Raw genomic sequence first — 16511 nt, forward strand, 5'->3', positions numbered from 1 at the left:
CCCTGTCCACGCTTACCCGAAAACCTTGACCAGTATCGGCTATAACACACCTGTTCGGTACCTAAAACCAGATTTGCCATACAGCAAACAGAATGAGCCAGGCAAACACACCGGCCAGCAGGTCATCCAGCATGATACCGGCACCACCGTCAACATGACGATCAAGCCAACAGATGGGCCAGGGCTTCCAGATGTCAAAAAGACGAAACAGGACGAACCCGGCCAGCGCCCAGGCCCAGGTCGCCGGCAGCGCTGCCATGGTCAGCCAGTAGCCCACCATCTCATCCCAGACAATCCCCTGATGATCCTTGACACCAAGGTCGTGGGCCGTCCTGCCGCAAAGGTAAAAACCCAACAGCGCGGTCAGTGCCACGATCAGTAAATAGAGCGTTAATGGCAGGGTGGCCAGGGCCGGCCAGATCAGCACGGCCACCAGCGTTCCGGCAGTACCCGGACCCTTGGGGGCCAGCCCACTGCCGAAGCCAAATGCCAGAAAATGCACCGGGTTTTTCAATAACTGTGCAAAAGAGGGGTTCAGTCGACGATCCATTCACTACACCTGAAAACCAGTGGCCAGCATCAATCATACCAGCGGCCAACAAAAAGACTAAAAGTGCCGATAACCCGTCTGCCCAACCTGCACTGACATGCCGTTGCCATCGATACAGCGAATTCCTGCGGTGCTGGTCATCCGGCCAATGCAGGTGGCGATTAACTCACCCCTGGCTATCATACCGTCAATTGCAGCCAGGTTTTCAGGCGGTACCGTAAAACAAAGCTCATAGTCATCACCACCGCACAGCACCCAATCCTGCACCGTCCCGGCATCGGCCAGTTTCTTCAACCAGGGTGCCACCGGCAACGCAGCTAACTGCAGTTCGGCACCGAGGGCACTTTGTTCAGCGATATGCCCGAGATCTGCCAACAAACCGTCCGACACATCCAGTGCCGCCGATGCAACACCACGCAAATTCAGCCCTTCCTGCAACCTGGGAGCGGGTTGATAAAAGCGTTTTCGCAATCGCTCACTGACCGTCGCCGCGAGTTTTGCCGAGGGCTCAAACAACTGCAGTGCCGCCGCACCCTCACCCAACGTCCCGGTGACAAAAACATGATCGCCTGCCCGGGCGCCACTGCGGGTCAGCGCCCGACCCGCTGGCACCAGACCCATGACCTGGATGGAAATACTCAGCGGCCCGGCAGTGGTATCACCACCAACCAGGGCACAGCCAAACTGCTCTGCATCCATCGCCAATGCCCGGGAAAACGCCTCCAGCCAATCCATATCGGCGCCGGGCAGTGTCAGTGCCAGCGTAAACCAGCGGGGGGCTGCTCCCATAGCAGCGAGATCGCTGAGATTAACCCGCAAGGCGCGATGAGCAATATCATCGGGAGCGGCATCCTCAGGAAAATGCACTCCGGCGACCAATGTATCCACCGAAACAACCAGGTGCTGGCCTGCCGGAACATCCAGTAGCGCACCGTCGTCTCCGACCCCTGACACCACACCACCAGCCTGTCCAATGGCGGAAAAGTAGTGCTCGATCAGCGAAAATTCATTGAGTGACATATTCACCCTGCCCGGGATGGTGGAAAGAGAATCAGCGCGCCCTGGCTGCCTTTACTTCCACCGCCCTGCGTTCAACGGCTACTTTATCGAGGATGCCGTTTATGTATTTGTACGCATCGGTGGGACCAAAGGTCTTGGCCAGATTGACCGCCTCATTGATGGCCACTTTGTAGGGGACATCGATGCGATAACACAACTCGTAACTGCCCATGCGCAGCAGCGCCCTGGACACCGGATCCAGATCGGTATTCTTGCGATCGAGGTGGGCGCCGTAAACAGCATCCAGTTCGTCCAGATGCCGCGGAATACCGTGTAACAACTCCCGAAAAAACTCTGTATCCACCTTGCGCATATTGTTGTCGACAAAAAATTCCGCTTCGATACTGTGCAAGTCCGAACCGGAAAGCTGCCATTGATATAATGCCTGAACCAGTAACTGGCGGGCTTTTCTTCGTGTTGAGGGCAATGACAAGACAATCTCCTAAAGCTGACGAAAAAGGGAGATCATTTCCAGTGCGGTCAGCGCCGCTTCCTCTCCCTTGTTTTCCTGATTATCACCAGCGCGCTGTTGCGCCTGTGCCAGATCATCGGTTGTCAAAACACCGAAGGCGACGGGCAGCCCCTCCTGCAGAGCGACCTCCCCGATGCCACGGGTAGTCTCGCTGCACACATAGTCAAAATGCGGCGTACCCCCACGGATCACACACCCCAGGGCAACCACAGCATCATAACGGCGGGTTTTTGCCGCCCGACTGCAGGTCAGCGGCAGCTCAAAGGCACCGGGAACCCGGAACAGATCAATAGCCTGCTCGCCGATACCGTGACGCAACAATGCCCGCTGCGCACCCGCCAACAGGCTGTCGGTAATCTGACTGTTCCAGCGCGCCACCACAATAGCGATGCGTGCGCCCTCCACGTTAAAACTACCCTCATCGGGGCGATATTCACTCATGGTCTTTTTCCGATAGGTTTACAGCCTGTGAAAACAGCTTCCAGATCCCCACTGAACGATCCGCGGGAATCAATCACAATTGATGTATTCGACGACTTCCAGATCAAACCCGGAAATGCCGGTGAAACGAAACGGCGCGCTCATCAGGCGCATTTTATGGATGCCGAGATCCATCAGTATCTGTGAGCCAGTGCCGACCTGCTGATACACCACCTCACCTGCCTGCTGGGACCTTGATGGTTCACGATTGAGCATTTCGTCGACATTGGCATCAATGTCATCCGCCGTCTCCGGATAGTAGAGAAACACGACAACCCCGCGGCCTTCCTCGGCGACTTTCTCCATGGCGCGCGACAGACTCCAGCTCCGGTAACCATCCCCGGGCTCCATGGCAAACAGGTCGCGGGATGATTTATTGATGTGCACCCGCACCAGCGGCGGCTCACCCGACATTACATCACCCATCACCAACGCGAAATGTTTTTCATTGCGAGCCACATCGAGATAGGTTTTCAGATCAAACCGACCGTATTGGGTATCAATGGGGCGATCATTGATGCAGCTGACGGTTTTCTCAGTCACCAGCCGATAATGAATCAGATCGGCGATAGTGCCCATTTTCAACTGGTGCTTGATCGCAAAGGCTTCCAGATCAGCTCTCCGGGCCATGGTGCCATCATCATTCATGATTTCGACTATCACTGCCGCCGGCTCAAAGCCGCCCATGCGAGCCAGGTCGCAACCGGCTTCCGTATGTCCCGCACGACTCAGTACGCCACCCGGCTGGGCCTTGAGAGGAAAGATGTGACCCGGCTGCACAATATCCTGAGGTCTGGCATTGCTGGATACCGCCACCTGCACCGTCCGGGCCCGATCAGCCGCGGAGATGCCGGTGGTAACGCCCTCGGCCGCCTCAATGGACACGGTGAAATTGGTGCCGTGGCTCGCCTTGTTGGCATCCACCATCAAGGGCAAATTCAACTGTCGACAGCGATCCTCGGAGAGTGTCAGGCAGATCAGCCCGCGGCCGTGGGTAGCCATAAAATTAATATCTTCCGGGCGAACCATGGTTGCAGCCATGACCAGATCACCTTCATTTTCACGGTCCTCGTCGTCCATGAGGATGACCATTTTCCCCTGGCGAATATCGGCAACCAGTTCTTCGATAGTATTCAATGCCATAATTTGATCTTCTCTAACTGTCCGTTTGTCGCGGTCGCACTTTAAGCCTCTGCCGCCTTGTCACCCAACAGTAGCCGCTCCAAGTAGCGAGCCACCAGGTCAACTTCGAGGTTGACCCGGCTGCCGGGTACGTAGGTACCCATCACCGTATTCTCCAGTGTATGGGGAACAATATTCAGCTCGAACTCTGCGCCCTCCACGCGATTTATCGTAAGGCTGGTGCCATCCACGGTGATGGACCCCTTGTGGGCAATGTATTTTGCCAGCGAGTCGGGGGCACGCAGACGAAAGCGCTCTGACCGCGCATCGGGGTAGCGGCTCAGCACTTCACCCACCGCGTCCACATGACCAGAAACCAGGTGGCCTCCCAGGCGGCTCGAAGGCGTCAAGGCCCGCTCAAGATTGACAGGCGTGCCCGGTTGCCAGTCACCGATAGTGGTGTTCGCCAGGGTCTCCGCAGACACATCGGCCAGATAACCGTCACCGGGCAATGCTATTACCGTCAGACAAACGCCGTTGGTGGCAATGCTTTCGCCCAGGGCAATACTACCGAGATCCAGATCAGAGGTTTTAACCCGCAACCGCAGATCACCACTGTGGGGCTCGCAGACCACGATTTCGCCAACTGCTTCAATAATGCCTGTAAACATATTACCTGCGCCCACCAGCACGCGATTACCAGTCGATTAAGCTCAATTTGCTGTCTTTTACCGGGACGGTGCCGGGGGTTCCGACGTGATCCGCAAATCGTCACCCACCATGCGAACATCCCGTATCTTCAACGGCAGCTGCTGATCCATATTATCAAAGGGCAACACCAGCATGGGTCTCGCCAGGCTACCGAGTAATGTCGGCGCCATGTAAACGATCAGCTCATCCACCAGCCCCTCGCTGACAAACGCACCGGCGAGCGTCGCCCCGGCCTCCACCAGCACACGATTGCACTCCAGCCCTGCAAGCTCTCGCAGCAGGGCTGCCAGATCCACGCTGCCGTCACCCCTGTCGAGGGCGAGCGATGCCACCCCGGGAATATTTTTCTCTACCGGTGACACCAGCAACGTCCTGCCGCCATCGGTTAGCAGGGTTGCCGCAGACGGCAAAGGGCTTTTACCACACACCACCACCCTGAGGGGCTGCCTCATGGCGATCCCGGCTGCATCTTCAAGCCCCAGCTCGGCGGCCCGGACAGTGAGCGACGGGTTATCGTGCAACAGCGTACCGCTACCGGTAATATTCGCACAGCTCTGCGCCCGCAAGCGCTGCACATCACTGCGCGCTGCAGCACCGGTAATCCACTGGCTTTCACCACTGGCCATGGCCGTGCGTGCATCCAGACTCATGGCCAGTTTAACCGTGACCCAGGGCATGCCATGCCGGTGCCGCTTGATAAAGCCTCGGTTGAGTTCCAGCGCTTCGTCCTCCAGCACCGGCCCGTCCACGGTGATACCAGCATGCCGAAGCTTTTCCAGACCGGCACCGGCAACCTCGGGATTGGGATCCGCCATCGCATACACCACCCGGGTGATCCCCGCCAAAATCAGCGCCTCGGCACAGGGCGGCGTGCGGCCGTGATGGCTGCATGGTTCAAGTGTGACATACGCCGTGGCACCTTTGGCTGCGCCACCCGCCTGACTGAGGGCATGAACTTCCGCATGGGGTTCGCCGGCTCGCTCATGCCAGCCTTCCCCGATCACCCGATCACCGCTGGCGATGACACAACCCACCATCGGATTGGGCATCGTGGTGTAGCGACCTCGCGCTGCCAGCTGCAGTGCCCTGGCCATCAGGCTCAAATCAAGACGACTGTTCACCGGACTCAGGCACCTTTAATATCAGGCAGGTTTTTTTCCAGCCGATCCAGTTCCGCACGAAATTCACTCAGATCCTGAAAACTGCGATAGACCGAGGCAAATCTGACGTAGGCCACCTCATCGAGCTCGCGCAACTGTTCCATCACCTGCTCGCCAATCATTCGGGACGTTACCTCCCGCTCGCCGGTGGCGCGGAGCTGGTGCTGAATATGGGAAATGGCAGCTTCGATACGCTCAATGCCCACGGGTCTTTTTTCCAGCGCACGCAACAACCCTGCCCTCAGCTTGTCTTCGTCAAACGGCTCGCGCACGTCATCACGCTTGATCACTCTTGGCATGAGCAGCTCTGCCACCTCATAGGTGGTAAAGCGCTCCTTGCAGGAGAGGCACTCACGCCGACGGCGCACCTGATCGCCTTCGGCAACCAGCCGGGAATCAATCACCTTGGTATCGTCGGCGCTACAGAAAGGACAGTGCATGGGTTTTGCCAATGAATTCGAACAGGCGCAAATGGTACCACATCTTGTGCTGGCCACCCGCTCTGCAAAACCGGTCACAGGGACAAAACGGCACCTTCAATCAGAACCCAATCAGAAACAAAAAGCCCCGCTTGAGCAGGGCTTTTCTGACCATCTGACCGCGGTGGTCATTTAGCCATAGACGGGGAATCTGGCGCAGATATCCAACACCTTCTCCTTCACCTGTGGAATCACCTGCTCAGCGGTACCGTTTTCCAGGCTGTCCAGCACATCGCAGATCCAGTGGGTGAGCTGGATACTCTCGGTCTCGGTGAATCCACGGGTAGTAATTGCCGGTGTGCCAATCCGCAGCCCCGAGGTGATAAAGGGTGACCGGGGGTCATTGGGTACAGCATTCTTGTTGACGGTAATGAAGGCCCGGCCAAGGGCCTCATCGGCATCCTTGCCGGTGTAATCCTTGCCGATCAGATCCACCAGCATCAGGTGATTTTCAGTGCCTTTGGAGACAATCCTGATGCCGCGCTCCATAAAGGCGCCAGCCATGGCCTTGGCATTTTTCACCACCTGCTGCTGGTAAGTGCGAAAGTCCTCGGTCATCGCCTCCTTGAAAGACACCGCCTTGGCAGCAATCACATGGCACAGGGGGCCACCCTGACCACCGGGAAATACTGCCGAGTTAATTTTTTTCGCCAGCTCTTCGCTGTTGGTCAGAATAATACCGCCGCGGGGGCCCCGCAGGGTTTTGTGGGTAGTCGACGTTACCACATCGGCATAGGGGACTGGGCTGGGATAAACGCCCGCGGCCACCAGGCCCGCCACGTGAGCCATATCCACCAGCAGGTAGGCGCCCACCTTGTCGGCGATCTCACGAAATCTTGCCCAGTCCAGTATCCCTGAATAGGCGGAGAAGCCGGCCACAATCATTTTCGGCTTGTGCTCCAATGCCAGTGTCTCAACCTGCTGATAGTCCAGCAGACCGGTTTCCGAATCCAGGCCGTATTGAACAGCATGGTAAATCTTGCCCGAGAAATTCGGTTTGGCACCGTGGGTGAGATGCCCACCGGCATCCAGACTCATACCGAGAATGGTATCGCCCGGCAGGCACAGCGCCTGATAGACCGCACTGTTGGCCTGCGAACCGGAATGGGGCTGGACATTGGCATAGCCGGCACCAAATAGCACCTTGACCCGCTCAATGGCCAACTCTTCGGTCTGATCAACAAACTCACAACCACCGTAGTAACGCTTATGGGGATAGCCCTCTGCGTACTTGTTAGTGAGCTTGGTGCCCTGCGCAGCCATGACTGCGGGGCTGGTGTAATTCTCGGAGGCAATCAGCTCGAGGTGCTCTTCCTGGCGCTGCTCCTCGTGTTGAATGGCAGCCCAGATTTCGGGGTCAAAACTGGCAATGCTGATATCTTTATCGAACATGAATCTCACACTGGTGGCTGGGAAAAAAGAGCATGAATTGTACACAAATCCACCAGCGAATCCCAAGCTAAATACAACGCTTTGAGCGCTATTGCGCCCAGGTGCTGATCGGCATTGTTCCAACCTGCCCAGAGACCGGCCGTTAACTGGCCAGGACCATCAGGCTATACGGTCAGCAGCCCAGCTGGCAAAGGCCATTTCTTTGACGTTTTGCAATTCTTCCTCTGCCACACCCCAGACAGCATTGGATGTGAGCGGGTCGTCGTGAAAAATATACAGCCGGGAGGCCAGCTGATTGAACGGCAGCGAGGACTCGCCATAGCGCTCCCCATTGTCCTGGGTTGAGACCTTGATGCCATTGCCCCAGTTTTGCCCACTGTCATTGTTCGGGTTATAGAAATAAACCCGCATTTCTCCCGACTGATCGAGCGCCACACGCAGGATGGTAATGGCATGCCAGCCCACAAACCGCGCCGAGCTGTCGGTAACCGCCAACCCTGCCGGCTGGGGGTGAATCACCAACTGGTTGCCATTGTTGAGAGGATGATAACAGGCAAAGAAATTGCGTAGAAAACCATCGTAGTCGTGCAGCCTGCCGGTGGCCACGTCAACGGCGATATTAAAACCACGACCCACCCACCAGCCGTGAAACTCCGGATTAATCCAACGGTGTGGATCTTCACCACGGTCGGCGCAGAGGCGTCCCATCTGGAGATAAATACGATCGAGATGTGGTACCAGCAAATTGGAAACCGGATCGCTGTCGATTGGTACAGCCCGCGTCAGGTCCACTGGCAACTCTGCGGAATTGATGGGCGCGCCTTCAAAGTGCATCAGCATGCCATCAAAATGCCCAACCTGATCAATCAGATGCAGCAGGTAGTCGGGGGCGTTGAACGACCACATGGAAATTGCCCGCACCGACTGACAGGTGGGGTTGTTGCCCTGTCCGAGACCCAGGGGCTGCCCAAGTACAGAAATGGTCCCGGCCAGCAAGAAGACCCGTGCGGGCAGCGCCTGACCAAAGGCTGCACTGATGGTGGCGTTGGCATTCTCGGAAAGATCCAGCGATATCTGCCGCCAAAGACCGGGGCCAATCGGCGGGATGAACAGGACGCCGCGCTCCAGCAGCATGGCCAGCCCGTAAACCGCCTGAGCCGTTTCAGGATAAATCGCTTCCTCTATCAGCTGATAAACCAGCTTGCTGTAACACTGCAGTGAATCCAGCCCGGTATTGCTCAGACCCAGCGCATCGGGAATCAACTCAACCCGTTCATTTTCCAACAGCCAGCGCAAAAATGCCGCGTGGTAATCGGAGACCAGTCCCACATCGTGCATGGCCCGGGCAAACCCGCGGGCTTCCTGCTGCAGGGCATTGAAATCCATCGCGGCGAGATACGCCCGATAGTGGGGTATTCCAAGATCATCCAGGCTGGTCTTGGTGGGTCCGAACAACGCCGAGATCAACCGGTCTGCACCGAGGCGGGCATCACCGAGACTGTAATCGCCCCTGGCCAGCGTAATCGCGATCTGGGTGATCATGGCTTTGACGTGGCCGACCTGGATCGGACGCTGACCGAGAATACGCCAGATTTCATCGGTGAGATTGCCCAGAATATCCTCGTAGCCGACGTGCTCCACCAGAAAATGCAGCAGGTCATTAACCACCTGCGTCATATCCGGCTGACTCTGCCGTTCCGCCTCGGAAACACCGGCAGAAAACACTTTGCTCAGATTGTGGGCCAGCACCTGGGAGAGAAAATGGTGGGCCTGCTCTGCTGAAAATCCGGTCCGGACATAGCTGCCATTGGCCACTGACAGTGCCCGCAACTGGCTGAGACATTCAATCACAAGCGTCTGCCGGTCACCCAGCTCGAGGGTATTGGCCACCAGACTGGCCAGCAGCGTTTTCGGATCCTGCCAGTCGGTGCCCAAAAACACCCCGGCGCGGTCGAGTCTGGGCGCCCACAGATAGAGCCGCTCAATCCCCCCCGGCTGCATCATCAATCGACGACAGAGTTCGAGCACCTGCGGCGTCGCCGCGGGTTTGGCGAAATCCCGACTGCGTTCCAGCCGGCCAACCGCCTGCTCCAGGGAGTTTTCAATCACATCAGCCAGCTCATCTGAGCTGGCGACAGGGCCCGTTTCCGGGGAAACCTCAGACATAAAAATCCAGTTCTTCCTGATACTTCAGCAAATCGCGCATCCTGTAGGGCTCCGCGCCGAAGAAATATACCAGCCCCCAGTGCGTACCGAATGCCGAACGCTTGGTGACCTTGTTTTCCTGCGGGGCCTGCAACTCATGAAACTCGAAGTACTCATGTTGCTCCGTCTCTTCCGGAATACGCAATTCACTCACGACCCGACGGCGCGGATAGACCCCGAAACACCCGGCATGGCCTTTCGCATCCACTACTTCTTTGGGGAAAAATGCCGTAATTTCCTCTTCCGTGGTGTGCGGATCAAATGCCAGCACCATGCCCTGATAGGCATTAAAGCCATAGGCCCGCTCCAGCAATTCAAACACTTTAAAGCCCGGCGGACGGTAGGCCACCTCACCAAAATACATTTTACCGTCTTTGGTGACAAAATATTCCGGGTGAATGAAACCGAAATCAATATCAAATGTTTCAATCAGTTTTTCTATTTCTTCCTCAATGCGGGGTCGCCACTTCTCCAGCTCAGGGGACGCCGGCACAAACACCGAGTAACCGAGGGTGACGTATTCGGAAATATTCAGAAAACGGATTTTACGGTCGTGAATCCAGGCTTCGACGGCAAACTCCCAGCCATCCAGATGGCTCTCCATCAAAAATGGGAACTCGTCTTCAGGAATAGCCTGGACATCATCGGGGGTTCTGACAACCCGATGGCCGAGACAACCGGCCTTGTCAAAGGCCTTCAGGTGAATCGGATCATTGGGGTCACCATCCAGCTTGAGCAACGCCTGATTGACGCGTTTAAGAAAATGAATGACATCCGATTTGTCATGCGCCTCTTCAAAAATACCGACACGAATACCACCCAGTTGCGCACGACGCTTCATCAGCGCTTTGTCGCGAAACAGCAACGACTGCCCCATCAAACGGGGGTTTTTCATCAACACCGCATTGATCGCACCTGCCCATTCCACCGTTTCCTCGAACAGCGGGATGGCGACATCCACGCCCTCATCCTGCAAGGTCTGAGCAATTTCCATGGAGCGATCATTCAGCCGTTCAAAGTTCCAGGGGATATAGGGAATATTGTGCTTTGTTGCATATTCCTCCGCCCATGGCGGAGCAATGACCACGTAACGCCGGTCCATTCTGTCCACGGCATCAATAGCATTTAGCGACCAGCCCAGTAAGGCAACATAGCCTTTTTCCTGATTCTTTGCTGACATAAAAAAACCTCCGGATAACACTTATTTCTGTGCCTTTTTTTCATCAAAAAAGTGAATTAACGACGCTTGATAACCAGTGAAACCTGGTAAAAGGAAAGGCACTTCAGAGACCAGTGTGGCCCATTCAGGGGTCAAAGATCAAATAAGCGGCCTTTTGGAAATTGCAATAGAAACACGGGATTAGTGGCGATTCAGCGCCGTTGAACAGCCTTCGACAGGGCTCGATGCAGCTACATAATCAGGATCGGCGGGCAACAAAAGTTCATCGCCAAAATGCCCGTACAGCGAGGCCAGATCACCCGCTCACATATTGCGCCGATACAATCCGCCAACACGGTACAAGGCCCCACTCATCTGCCCGAGAGAACAGCATTTGGCGGCCTCCATCAGACAGGCGAAGGAATTGCTCCGCTGCAGCACCACCCGCTGCAACGCATCCAGGGCGATGGGGGATTGCCCGCTGTGCAGTGTCTGGTAGGCCTCCAGGTTATCCACCTGCTGCTGCTTCTCGGCAGCGTCGGAGCGGGCCAGCTCGCGGCCCTCAATGGTTTCCTCTGTACCGGCTTCCGGCAAATACGTATTGACCCCGATCAACGGCAGGGAGCCATCGTGCTTGCGGTGTTCATAATACAGACTCTCTTCCTGGATCTTGCCGCGCTGGTACATGGTGTCCATGGCCCCAAGCACGCCGCCGCGCTCGGAGATTTTTTCAAATTCGCTATAGACGGCCTCCTCGACCAGATCCGTCAACTGATCGACAATAAATGAGCCCTGCCAGGGATTCTCACAGATATTCAGGCCAAACTCCCGGTTGATGATCAACTGAATCGCCACGGCCCTGCGCACAGACTCGGTGGTGGGCGTGGTGATGGCCTCGTCGTACGCGTTGGTGTGCAGACTGTTGGTGTTATCGAAAATCGCGTAAAGCGCCTGCAACGTAGTGCGAATGTCGTTAAAACTCATCTCCTGGGCGTGCAGGCTGCGGCCGGAGGTCTGGACGTGGTACTTCAGCATCTGGCTGCGCGGACTGGCCCCGTAGCGCGCCTTCATGGCCCGCGCCCAGATGCGCCGCGCCACCCGCCCCATCACCGTGTACTCCGGATCCATACCGTTGGAAAAGAAGAAGCTGAAGTTGGGTACGAAATCATCCACCTTCATACCCCGGGACAGGTAGTACTCCACCAGGGTAAACCCGTTGGACAGGGTAAACGCCAGCTGGGAAATCGGGTTGGCCCCCGCCTCGGCGATGTGATAGCCACTCACCGACACACTGTAATAGTTGCGAACATTGTGTTCGATGAAAAAAGCCTGCATGTCGCCCATCATGGTCAGGGCAAAACTGGTGGAAAAAATACAGGTATTCTGGGCCTGGTCTTCCTTGAGAATATCGGCTTGCACCGTGCCGCGCACCGACGCCAGGGTTTCGGCGCGAATGCGTTCGTAGGTGTCGGCATCCACCAGTTTGTCGCCACTGATACCCAGCAGTGCCAGCCCCAGACCATCGTGGCCCTCCGGCAATTGACCCGCGTACTGCGGACGCAGTTCGTCGCCAAACCAGGCATCGATTGTCTGCTGTGCCTCGTCCCAGAGATTGTTGTCTTTCAGGTATTTTTCCACCTGCTGGTCGATGGCGGTATTCATGAAGAACGCCAGAATGATCGGTGCCGGACCATTGATGGTCATGGATACCGAGGTGGACGGCGAACAGAGATCAAAACCGGAATAGAGTTTTTTCATGTCGTCCAGGGTCGCCACCGACACACCGGAATTGCCCACCTTCCCCCAGATATCCGGGCGCGGGTCCGGGTCGGCACCATAGAGCGTTACCGAATCAAAGGCGGTGGACAGCCGGGTGGCCGACTGCCCCCGGGACAGGTAGTGAAAGCGCCGGTTGGTACGCTCCGGGGTGCCTTCACCGGCAAACATCCGGGTGGGATCCTCCCCGGCGCGGCGATAGGGAAACACCCCCGCCGTGTAGGGGTAACTGCCGGGCAGGTTCTCCGCCAACAGAAAGCTGAGCTGCTCCCCCCAATCGCGATACTGGGGGGCAGCAATTTTGGGAATCTGCAGGTGACTGAGGGATTCCACATAGTTTTCACCCACAATGTCCCGGCCGCGCACCTGATAACAATATTCCTGCTGCTCCACACCGGCTTTGCGCTCCGGCCATTCCTGCAACAGGCGGATCGACTCGCTACCGAGGTCACCGATGGCATCCTGATAACCCCGCCGCAGGGCACACAGCGTTTTGTCCGCCTCGCCGTCGCCGAGGGCCGCCACCGGGTAAAGCTCCAACGGTTCCGGCAACAGGGAATCGCCCAGGGATGCCAATACCTGATAATACTGAAACGCACTGGCGGCAAGTGCTGCCTGGTGGTCATTGTGCACCTTGATCTGGCGGCCACCCTCACTGATTTCCGCCAGGTAGCGCACCCGATTGCCGGGGATCAGCGCCACTGACCGCGACGCAGCATCACCATCAATGGCGGGCGGCATCCAGAGGTTTTCTTCCAGGGTCTTCTTTTCCACCAGCAGGCGACACAGGTGATAAAAGGCGCTGTTCAAACCGGGGTCGTTGAACTGGCTGGCAATGGTCGGGTAGACCGGAATCTGCTCCGCGGTCACGGCAAAGGCATTGTGATTGCGCTGCCACTGCTTGCGGATATCCCGCAGGGCATCTTCAGCGCCGCGCTTGTCATATTTGTTGAGAATCACCATATCGGCGTAATCGATCATGTCGATCTTTTCCAGCTGGCTCGCCGCACCGTAGTCGCTGGTCATAATATAGAGAGAGAAATCCACCAGATCGACAATCTCGGAATCGCTCTGGCCGATACCGGCGGTCTCCACCAGCACCAGATCGTAGCCGAGGGATTTCAGGAACAGGGTGACATCCCCCAGCATTTCACTGGTGGCCAGGTGCTGGCGGCGGGTCGCCATGGAGCGCATATAAATCTGCGGTGACGACAGGCTGTTCATGCGAATACGGTCACCGAGCAACGCACCCCCGGTGCGGCGACGGGTCGGATCCACCGCCAGCACAGCGATGCGCATGCCGGGACGCTGCAGCAGAAAACGGCTCAGCAGCTCATCCACAGTACTGCTTTTACCCGCGCCACCGGTACCCGTGACACCCACTACCGGAGTGTTTTCGGCAGCCAGCTGCCAGGTCTTTTTCAGCCGCGCCAGTTCAGCGGGGGCAATGGCACCCTCCTCAATAGCGGAGATCATCTGTGCCACAGCAATGTCATCATCCAGCAAAGGCTGCTTCGGGTAGGGGTTGGGACGGCGGGCCCGGTGGGCCCGGCCCACCAGATCATCGATCATACCGGTCAAGCCGAGGGTCATACCGTCAGCCGGGTGATAGATTCGGTTGACACCCTCGGCCTGAAGCTGGGCAATTTCATCCTCCGTTATGGTGCCACCACCCCCACCGAATACCTGAATGTGCGCGGCGTTATTCTCGCGCAACAGTTCCAGCATATAACGGAAATACTCCATGTGGCCGCCCTGATAGGAGCTGATGGCGATGGCATCGGCATCCTCCTGGATCGCCGCCCGTACCACCTCGTCGACACTGCGGTTGTGGCCGAGATGCACCACCTCTACGCCGCCGCCCTGAATCAACCGGCGCATCACATTGATCGCGGCATCGTGGCCATCGAACAGCGAAGTGGCCGTCACAATCCGCAACGGCGTGGCATCAACCTTCGGACGCGCAGGGTTATCACGCATTGCTTCTGTCACAGTCACCTCCTTTTACAAGACCGGATACACAGGGTCGGCGGGAGTAGCCACCGCCTGCCAGGTTCACGGCCTTTAATTATAGGCATTCAGTATCGAACATCTGCCGAATGAATCGATGCTGACATATTGTCCGACAATATGTCAATTTAGGAAACTCTGCTATTCTTCTGCCACTATTAACAGACCGCCAGCAACGGATCACCCATCATGGCCCAACCCGTCAACTTTGGCCCTCTGGCCCAACAGCCCGCCTACCGGCTGGTCAGTGAGAAAATTCGTCACGCCATTATTTCCGGCGAGATTGAAGCGGGAGAACTGCTGCCCACCGAAACCGATCTGGCCGAACAATTCGGCGTCACCCGCTCCACCGTCAGGGAGGCGATCCGGCTGCTGGAACACGTCGGTATTCTGGGGCGCGCCGACCGCAAACGGCTGGTGGTGACGAGACCGTGTACCGAGGCCGTCGGCCGCTCCGTCAGCTCCGCCATGCTGATGCACCAGGTGACTTTCGAAGAACTTTGGCAAGTGGCCATGGGGCTGGAGCCGCTGGCGGGCAAACTGGCATGCCTGTCTGCCACTGACGCCGAGAAACAGTTACTGGCGGACAACCTGGTACGCACCCGCGAGGTGATGGCCGATCACGATGCATTGCTGGAAGCAGAAATCGACTTTCACAACCTGGTGGCGCAGGCCACCCACAACAGCGCCCTGCTGCTGGCGCGCGCCCCTCTCAATGAACTGTTCTACCCCGCCTGGGGCGCCGTGATTCGCGCCCTGTCACCGGGTGAACGTATCCTGGTCGCCCATCAACATATCTACGATGCCATCTGCGCGGGCGATCAGGGAAAAGCAGAAGAGTGGATGGAAAAACACATGCGCGACTTTCGTCGGGGCATTGAAATGGGTAATCTGGGGTTTGATCAGCCGGTGCAGGGTTAAGGAAGGCAGCCCTCTTAAACTGCCTTTCTATCTATCACTGATTTATTACGGTATATTTTCGAGACAGTAAATCATCACGCTGCGTTTCAGGCGGCACAAAACATCACTAGGAGCAGCAGTGATATGAGACAGGGTGTTACATTCCTCTCCCAGCAAATCACATCAGGGCAGCTATAGGAACGAAGGTGTCCGCTTCAAGTCTTGAACACATAGCTGAAGATTTAATTTCTCACGCTTTGCAACGAAAAAATGTTTTAGTTGCAAAACCGAAATTTGACCACAATGGTGCAGACTTGCTAGCTTTTCTAGACGTTTCTGATGGAGCAAAGTTTTGTCGTATTCAATGCAAGGGGCGCTCGCTGCTACAAACTCCAAAATCACATATTGAAATTGCATCTGACTACGCAACGGATGGATTAGTTGTGATTTTGTTCATCGAAGATGGGAGTCCAGTCGAAGAATCTTTGTATTGCTTTTTTGGCAAGGAAATTAGACTGTGGAATAAAACTAATAATCATAAGTATCGATTGAGCTTTACTAAAAAAAGCCATAGAAAGAAACTTTATCCTTATAGATTTTCTCCAAAAAAAATTAATGAAGTCATTAAGTGCATTATAGATGTTAATGTTTCTGGTGAATTCAAACACATGGAGCATGGATATGCAGAATTCGTTCTTCCTCCAATTTCATTTGAAGGGAAAATGAGTTAAAAAGTTTCTGCTAATGATTAACACTTCTAGTCAGATTAAACACTAATCTGCCCCCCAACACAGAAAACCTTTTCGCCTCAGAAATCAGTTTCAGATCAGGCCGAAGGATGCCAACCCACATCCACTCAGATGTCCCCTGAAATCACCGAGCTGGAAATCATGAGGAGATGGCATCCGCGTATTTAGGGTCAAAATAAAAACCTCCTCCCCCCATTGATGCCTCCCACACAACTCGTCAGCTGCCCCCCACTCTCTACCGAATCATTATCAAAGCAGACCAGCGGCTTGTAACCCCAGCGAGGCCC

Annotated in this window: 15 protein-coding genes; 3 read left to right on the top strand and 12 right to left on the bottom strand. The window is 56.1% G+C overall.

What is annotated here, in order from left to right:
• Window positions 1-61 precede the first annotated feature (61 nt).
• The 8 genes from QZ516_RS10345 to nrdR form a co-directional block, all read right to left on the bottom strand.
• Window positions 62-550: a phosphatidylglycerophosphatase A gene (locus tag QZ516_RS10345; protein WP_297189223.1), complete on the bottom strand. Its 489-nt coding sequence runs from the start codon at window positions 548-550 to the stop codon at window positions 62-64.
• A 57-nt stretch (window positions 551-607) separates the two neighbouring features.
• The gene (gene thiL / locus QZ516_RS10350) at window positions 608-1570 is read right to left on the bottom strand and encodes a thiamine-phosphate kinase (protein ID WP_297189227.1); all 963 of its coding nucleotides are present in this window, start codon (window positions 1568-1570) and stop codon (window positions 608-610) included.
• A gap of 31 nt (window positions 1571-1601) precedes the next feature.
• Complete coding sequence (nusB, locus tag QZ516_RS10355) at window positions 1602-2042, bottom strand: transcription antitermination factor NusB (protein ID WP_297189230.1); 441 nt, start codon at window positions 2040-2042, stop codon at window positions 1602-1604.
• Window positions 2043-2051: 9 nt separating this feature from the next.
• Window positions 2052-2522, bottom strand: a complete 471-nt coding sequence (gene ribH, locus QZ516_RS10360) for a 6,7-dimethyl-8-ribityllumazine synthase (RefSeq protein WP_297189234.1) — start codon at window positions 2520-2522, stop codon at window positions 2052-2054.
• Between the two features lie 69 nt (window positions 2523-2591).
• On the bottom strand, window positions 2592-3704 hold the full coding sequence (gene ribBA / locus QZ516_RS10365; protein WP_297189237.1) for a bifunctional 3,4-dihydroxy-2-butanone-4-phosphate synthase/GTP cyclohydrolase II: 1113 nt from the start codon (window positions 3702-3704) through the stop codon (window positions 2592-2594).
• A gap of 41 nt (window positions 3705-3745) precedes the next feature.
• Window positions 3746-4354 carry a riboflavin synthase gene (locus tag QZ516_RS10370; RefSeq protein ID WP_297189240.1) on the bottom strand — a complete coding sequence of 203 codons (609 nt, stop codon included), beginning with the start codon at window positions 4352-4354 and terminating at the stop codon, window positions 3746-3748.
• Window positions 4355-4411: 57 nt separating this feature from the next.
• Complete coding sequence (gene ribD, locus QZ516_RS10375; protein WP_365333552.1) at window positions 4412-5515, bottom strand: bifunctional diaminohydroxyphosphoribosylaminopyrimidine deaminase/5-amino-6-(5-phosphoribosylamino)uracil reductase RibD; 1104 nt, start codon at window positions 5513-5515, stop codon at window positions 4412-4414.
• Window positions 5516-5520: 5 nt separating this feature from the next.
• On the bottom strand, window positions 5521-5994 hold the full coding sequence (nrdR, locus tag QZ516_RS10380; RefSeq protein ID WP_297189243.1) for a transcriptional regulator NrdR: 474 nt from the start codon (window positions 5992-5994) through the stop codon (window positions 5521-5523).
• Between nrdR and QZ516_RS10385 the strand changes: the two genes are divergently transcribed.
• Complete coding sequence (locus QZ516_RS10385) at window positions 5993-6169, top strand: hypothetical protein (RefSeq protein ID WP_297189245.1); 177 nt, start codon at window positions 5993-5995, stop codon at window positions 6167-6169. The genes nrdR and QZ516_RS10385 overlap by 2 nt on opposite strands.
• Here QZ516_RS10385 and glyA read toward each other — a convergent pair.
• The 4 genes from glyA to QZ516_RS10405 form a co-directional block, all read right to left on the bottom strand.
• Entirely contained in the window at window positions 6166-7425 is a 1260-nt protein-coding gene (glyA, locus tag QZ516_RS10390) for a serine hydroxymethyltransferase (RefSeq protein WP_297189250.1), read from the bottom strand. The two genes, QZ516_RS10385 and glyA, sit on opposite strands and share 4 nt — an antisense overlap.
• Before the next feature lie 159 nt (window positions 7426-7584).
• Window positions 7585-9591: a hypothetical protein gene (locus QZ516_RS10395; RefSeq protein ID WP_297189253.1), complete on the bottom strand. Its 2007-nt coding sequence runs from the start codon at window positions 9589-9591 to the stop codon at window positions 7585-7587.
• Complete coding sequence (locus tag QZ516_RS10400) at window positions 9584-10810, bottom strand: carboxylate--amine ligase (protein WP_297189256.1); 1227 nt, start codon at window positions 10808-10810, stop codon at window positions 9584-9586. Before QZ516_RS10400 ends, QZ516_RS10395 begins: the two co-directional genes overlap by 8 nt.
• A gap of 303 nt (window positions 10811-11113) precedes the next feature.
• Window positions 11114-14557, bottom strand: coding sequence for a methylmalonyl-CoA mutase family protein (locus QZ516_RS10405; RefSeq protein ID WP_297189259.1), 3444 nt, complete (start codon window positions 14555-14557; stop codon window positions 11114-11116).
• A 207-nt stretch (window positions 14558-14764) separates the two neighbouring features.
• On the opposite strand from QZ516_RS10405, the gene QZ516_RS10410 reads away from it, so the two are divergent.
• Together QZ516_RS10410 and QZ516_RS10415 are read left to right on the top strand one after the other, a co-directional pair.
• Complete coding sequence (locus QZ516_RS10410) at window positions 14765-15496, top strand: FCD domain-containing protein (RefSeq protein WP_297189262.1); 732 nt, start codon at window positions 14765-14767, stop codon at window positions 15494-15496.
• Window positions 15497-15681: 185 nt separating this feature from the next.
• Window positions 15682-16206 (top strand): hypothetical protein, encoded by a 525-nt coding sequence (locus QZ516_RS10415; RefSeq protein WP_297189265.1) that lies wholly within the window; start codon window positions 15682-15684, stop codon window positions 16204-16206.
• Window positions 16207-16511: the final 305 nt, after the last annotated feature.

It is taken from the genome of uncultured Porticoccus sp., from assembly GCF_913061305.1.
Lineage (GTDB): Bacteria > Pseudomonadota > Gammaproteobacteria > Pseudomonadales > Porticoccaceae > Porticoccus.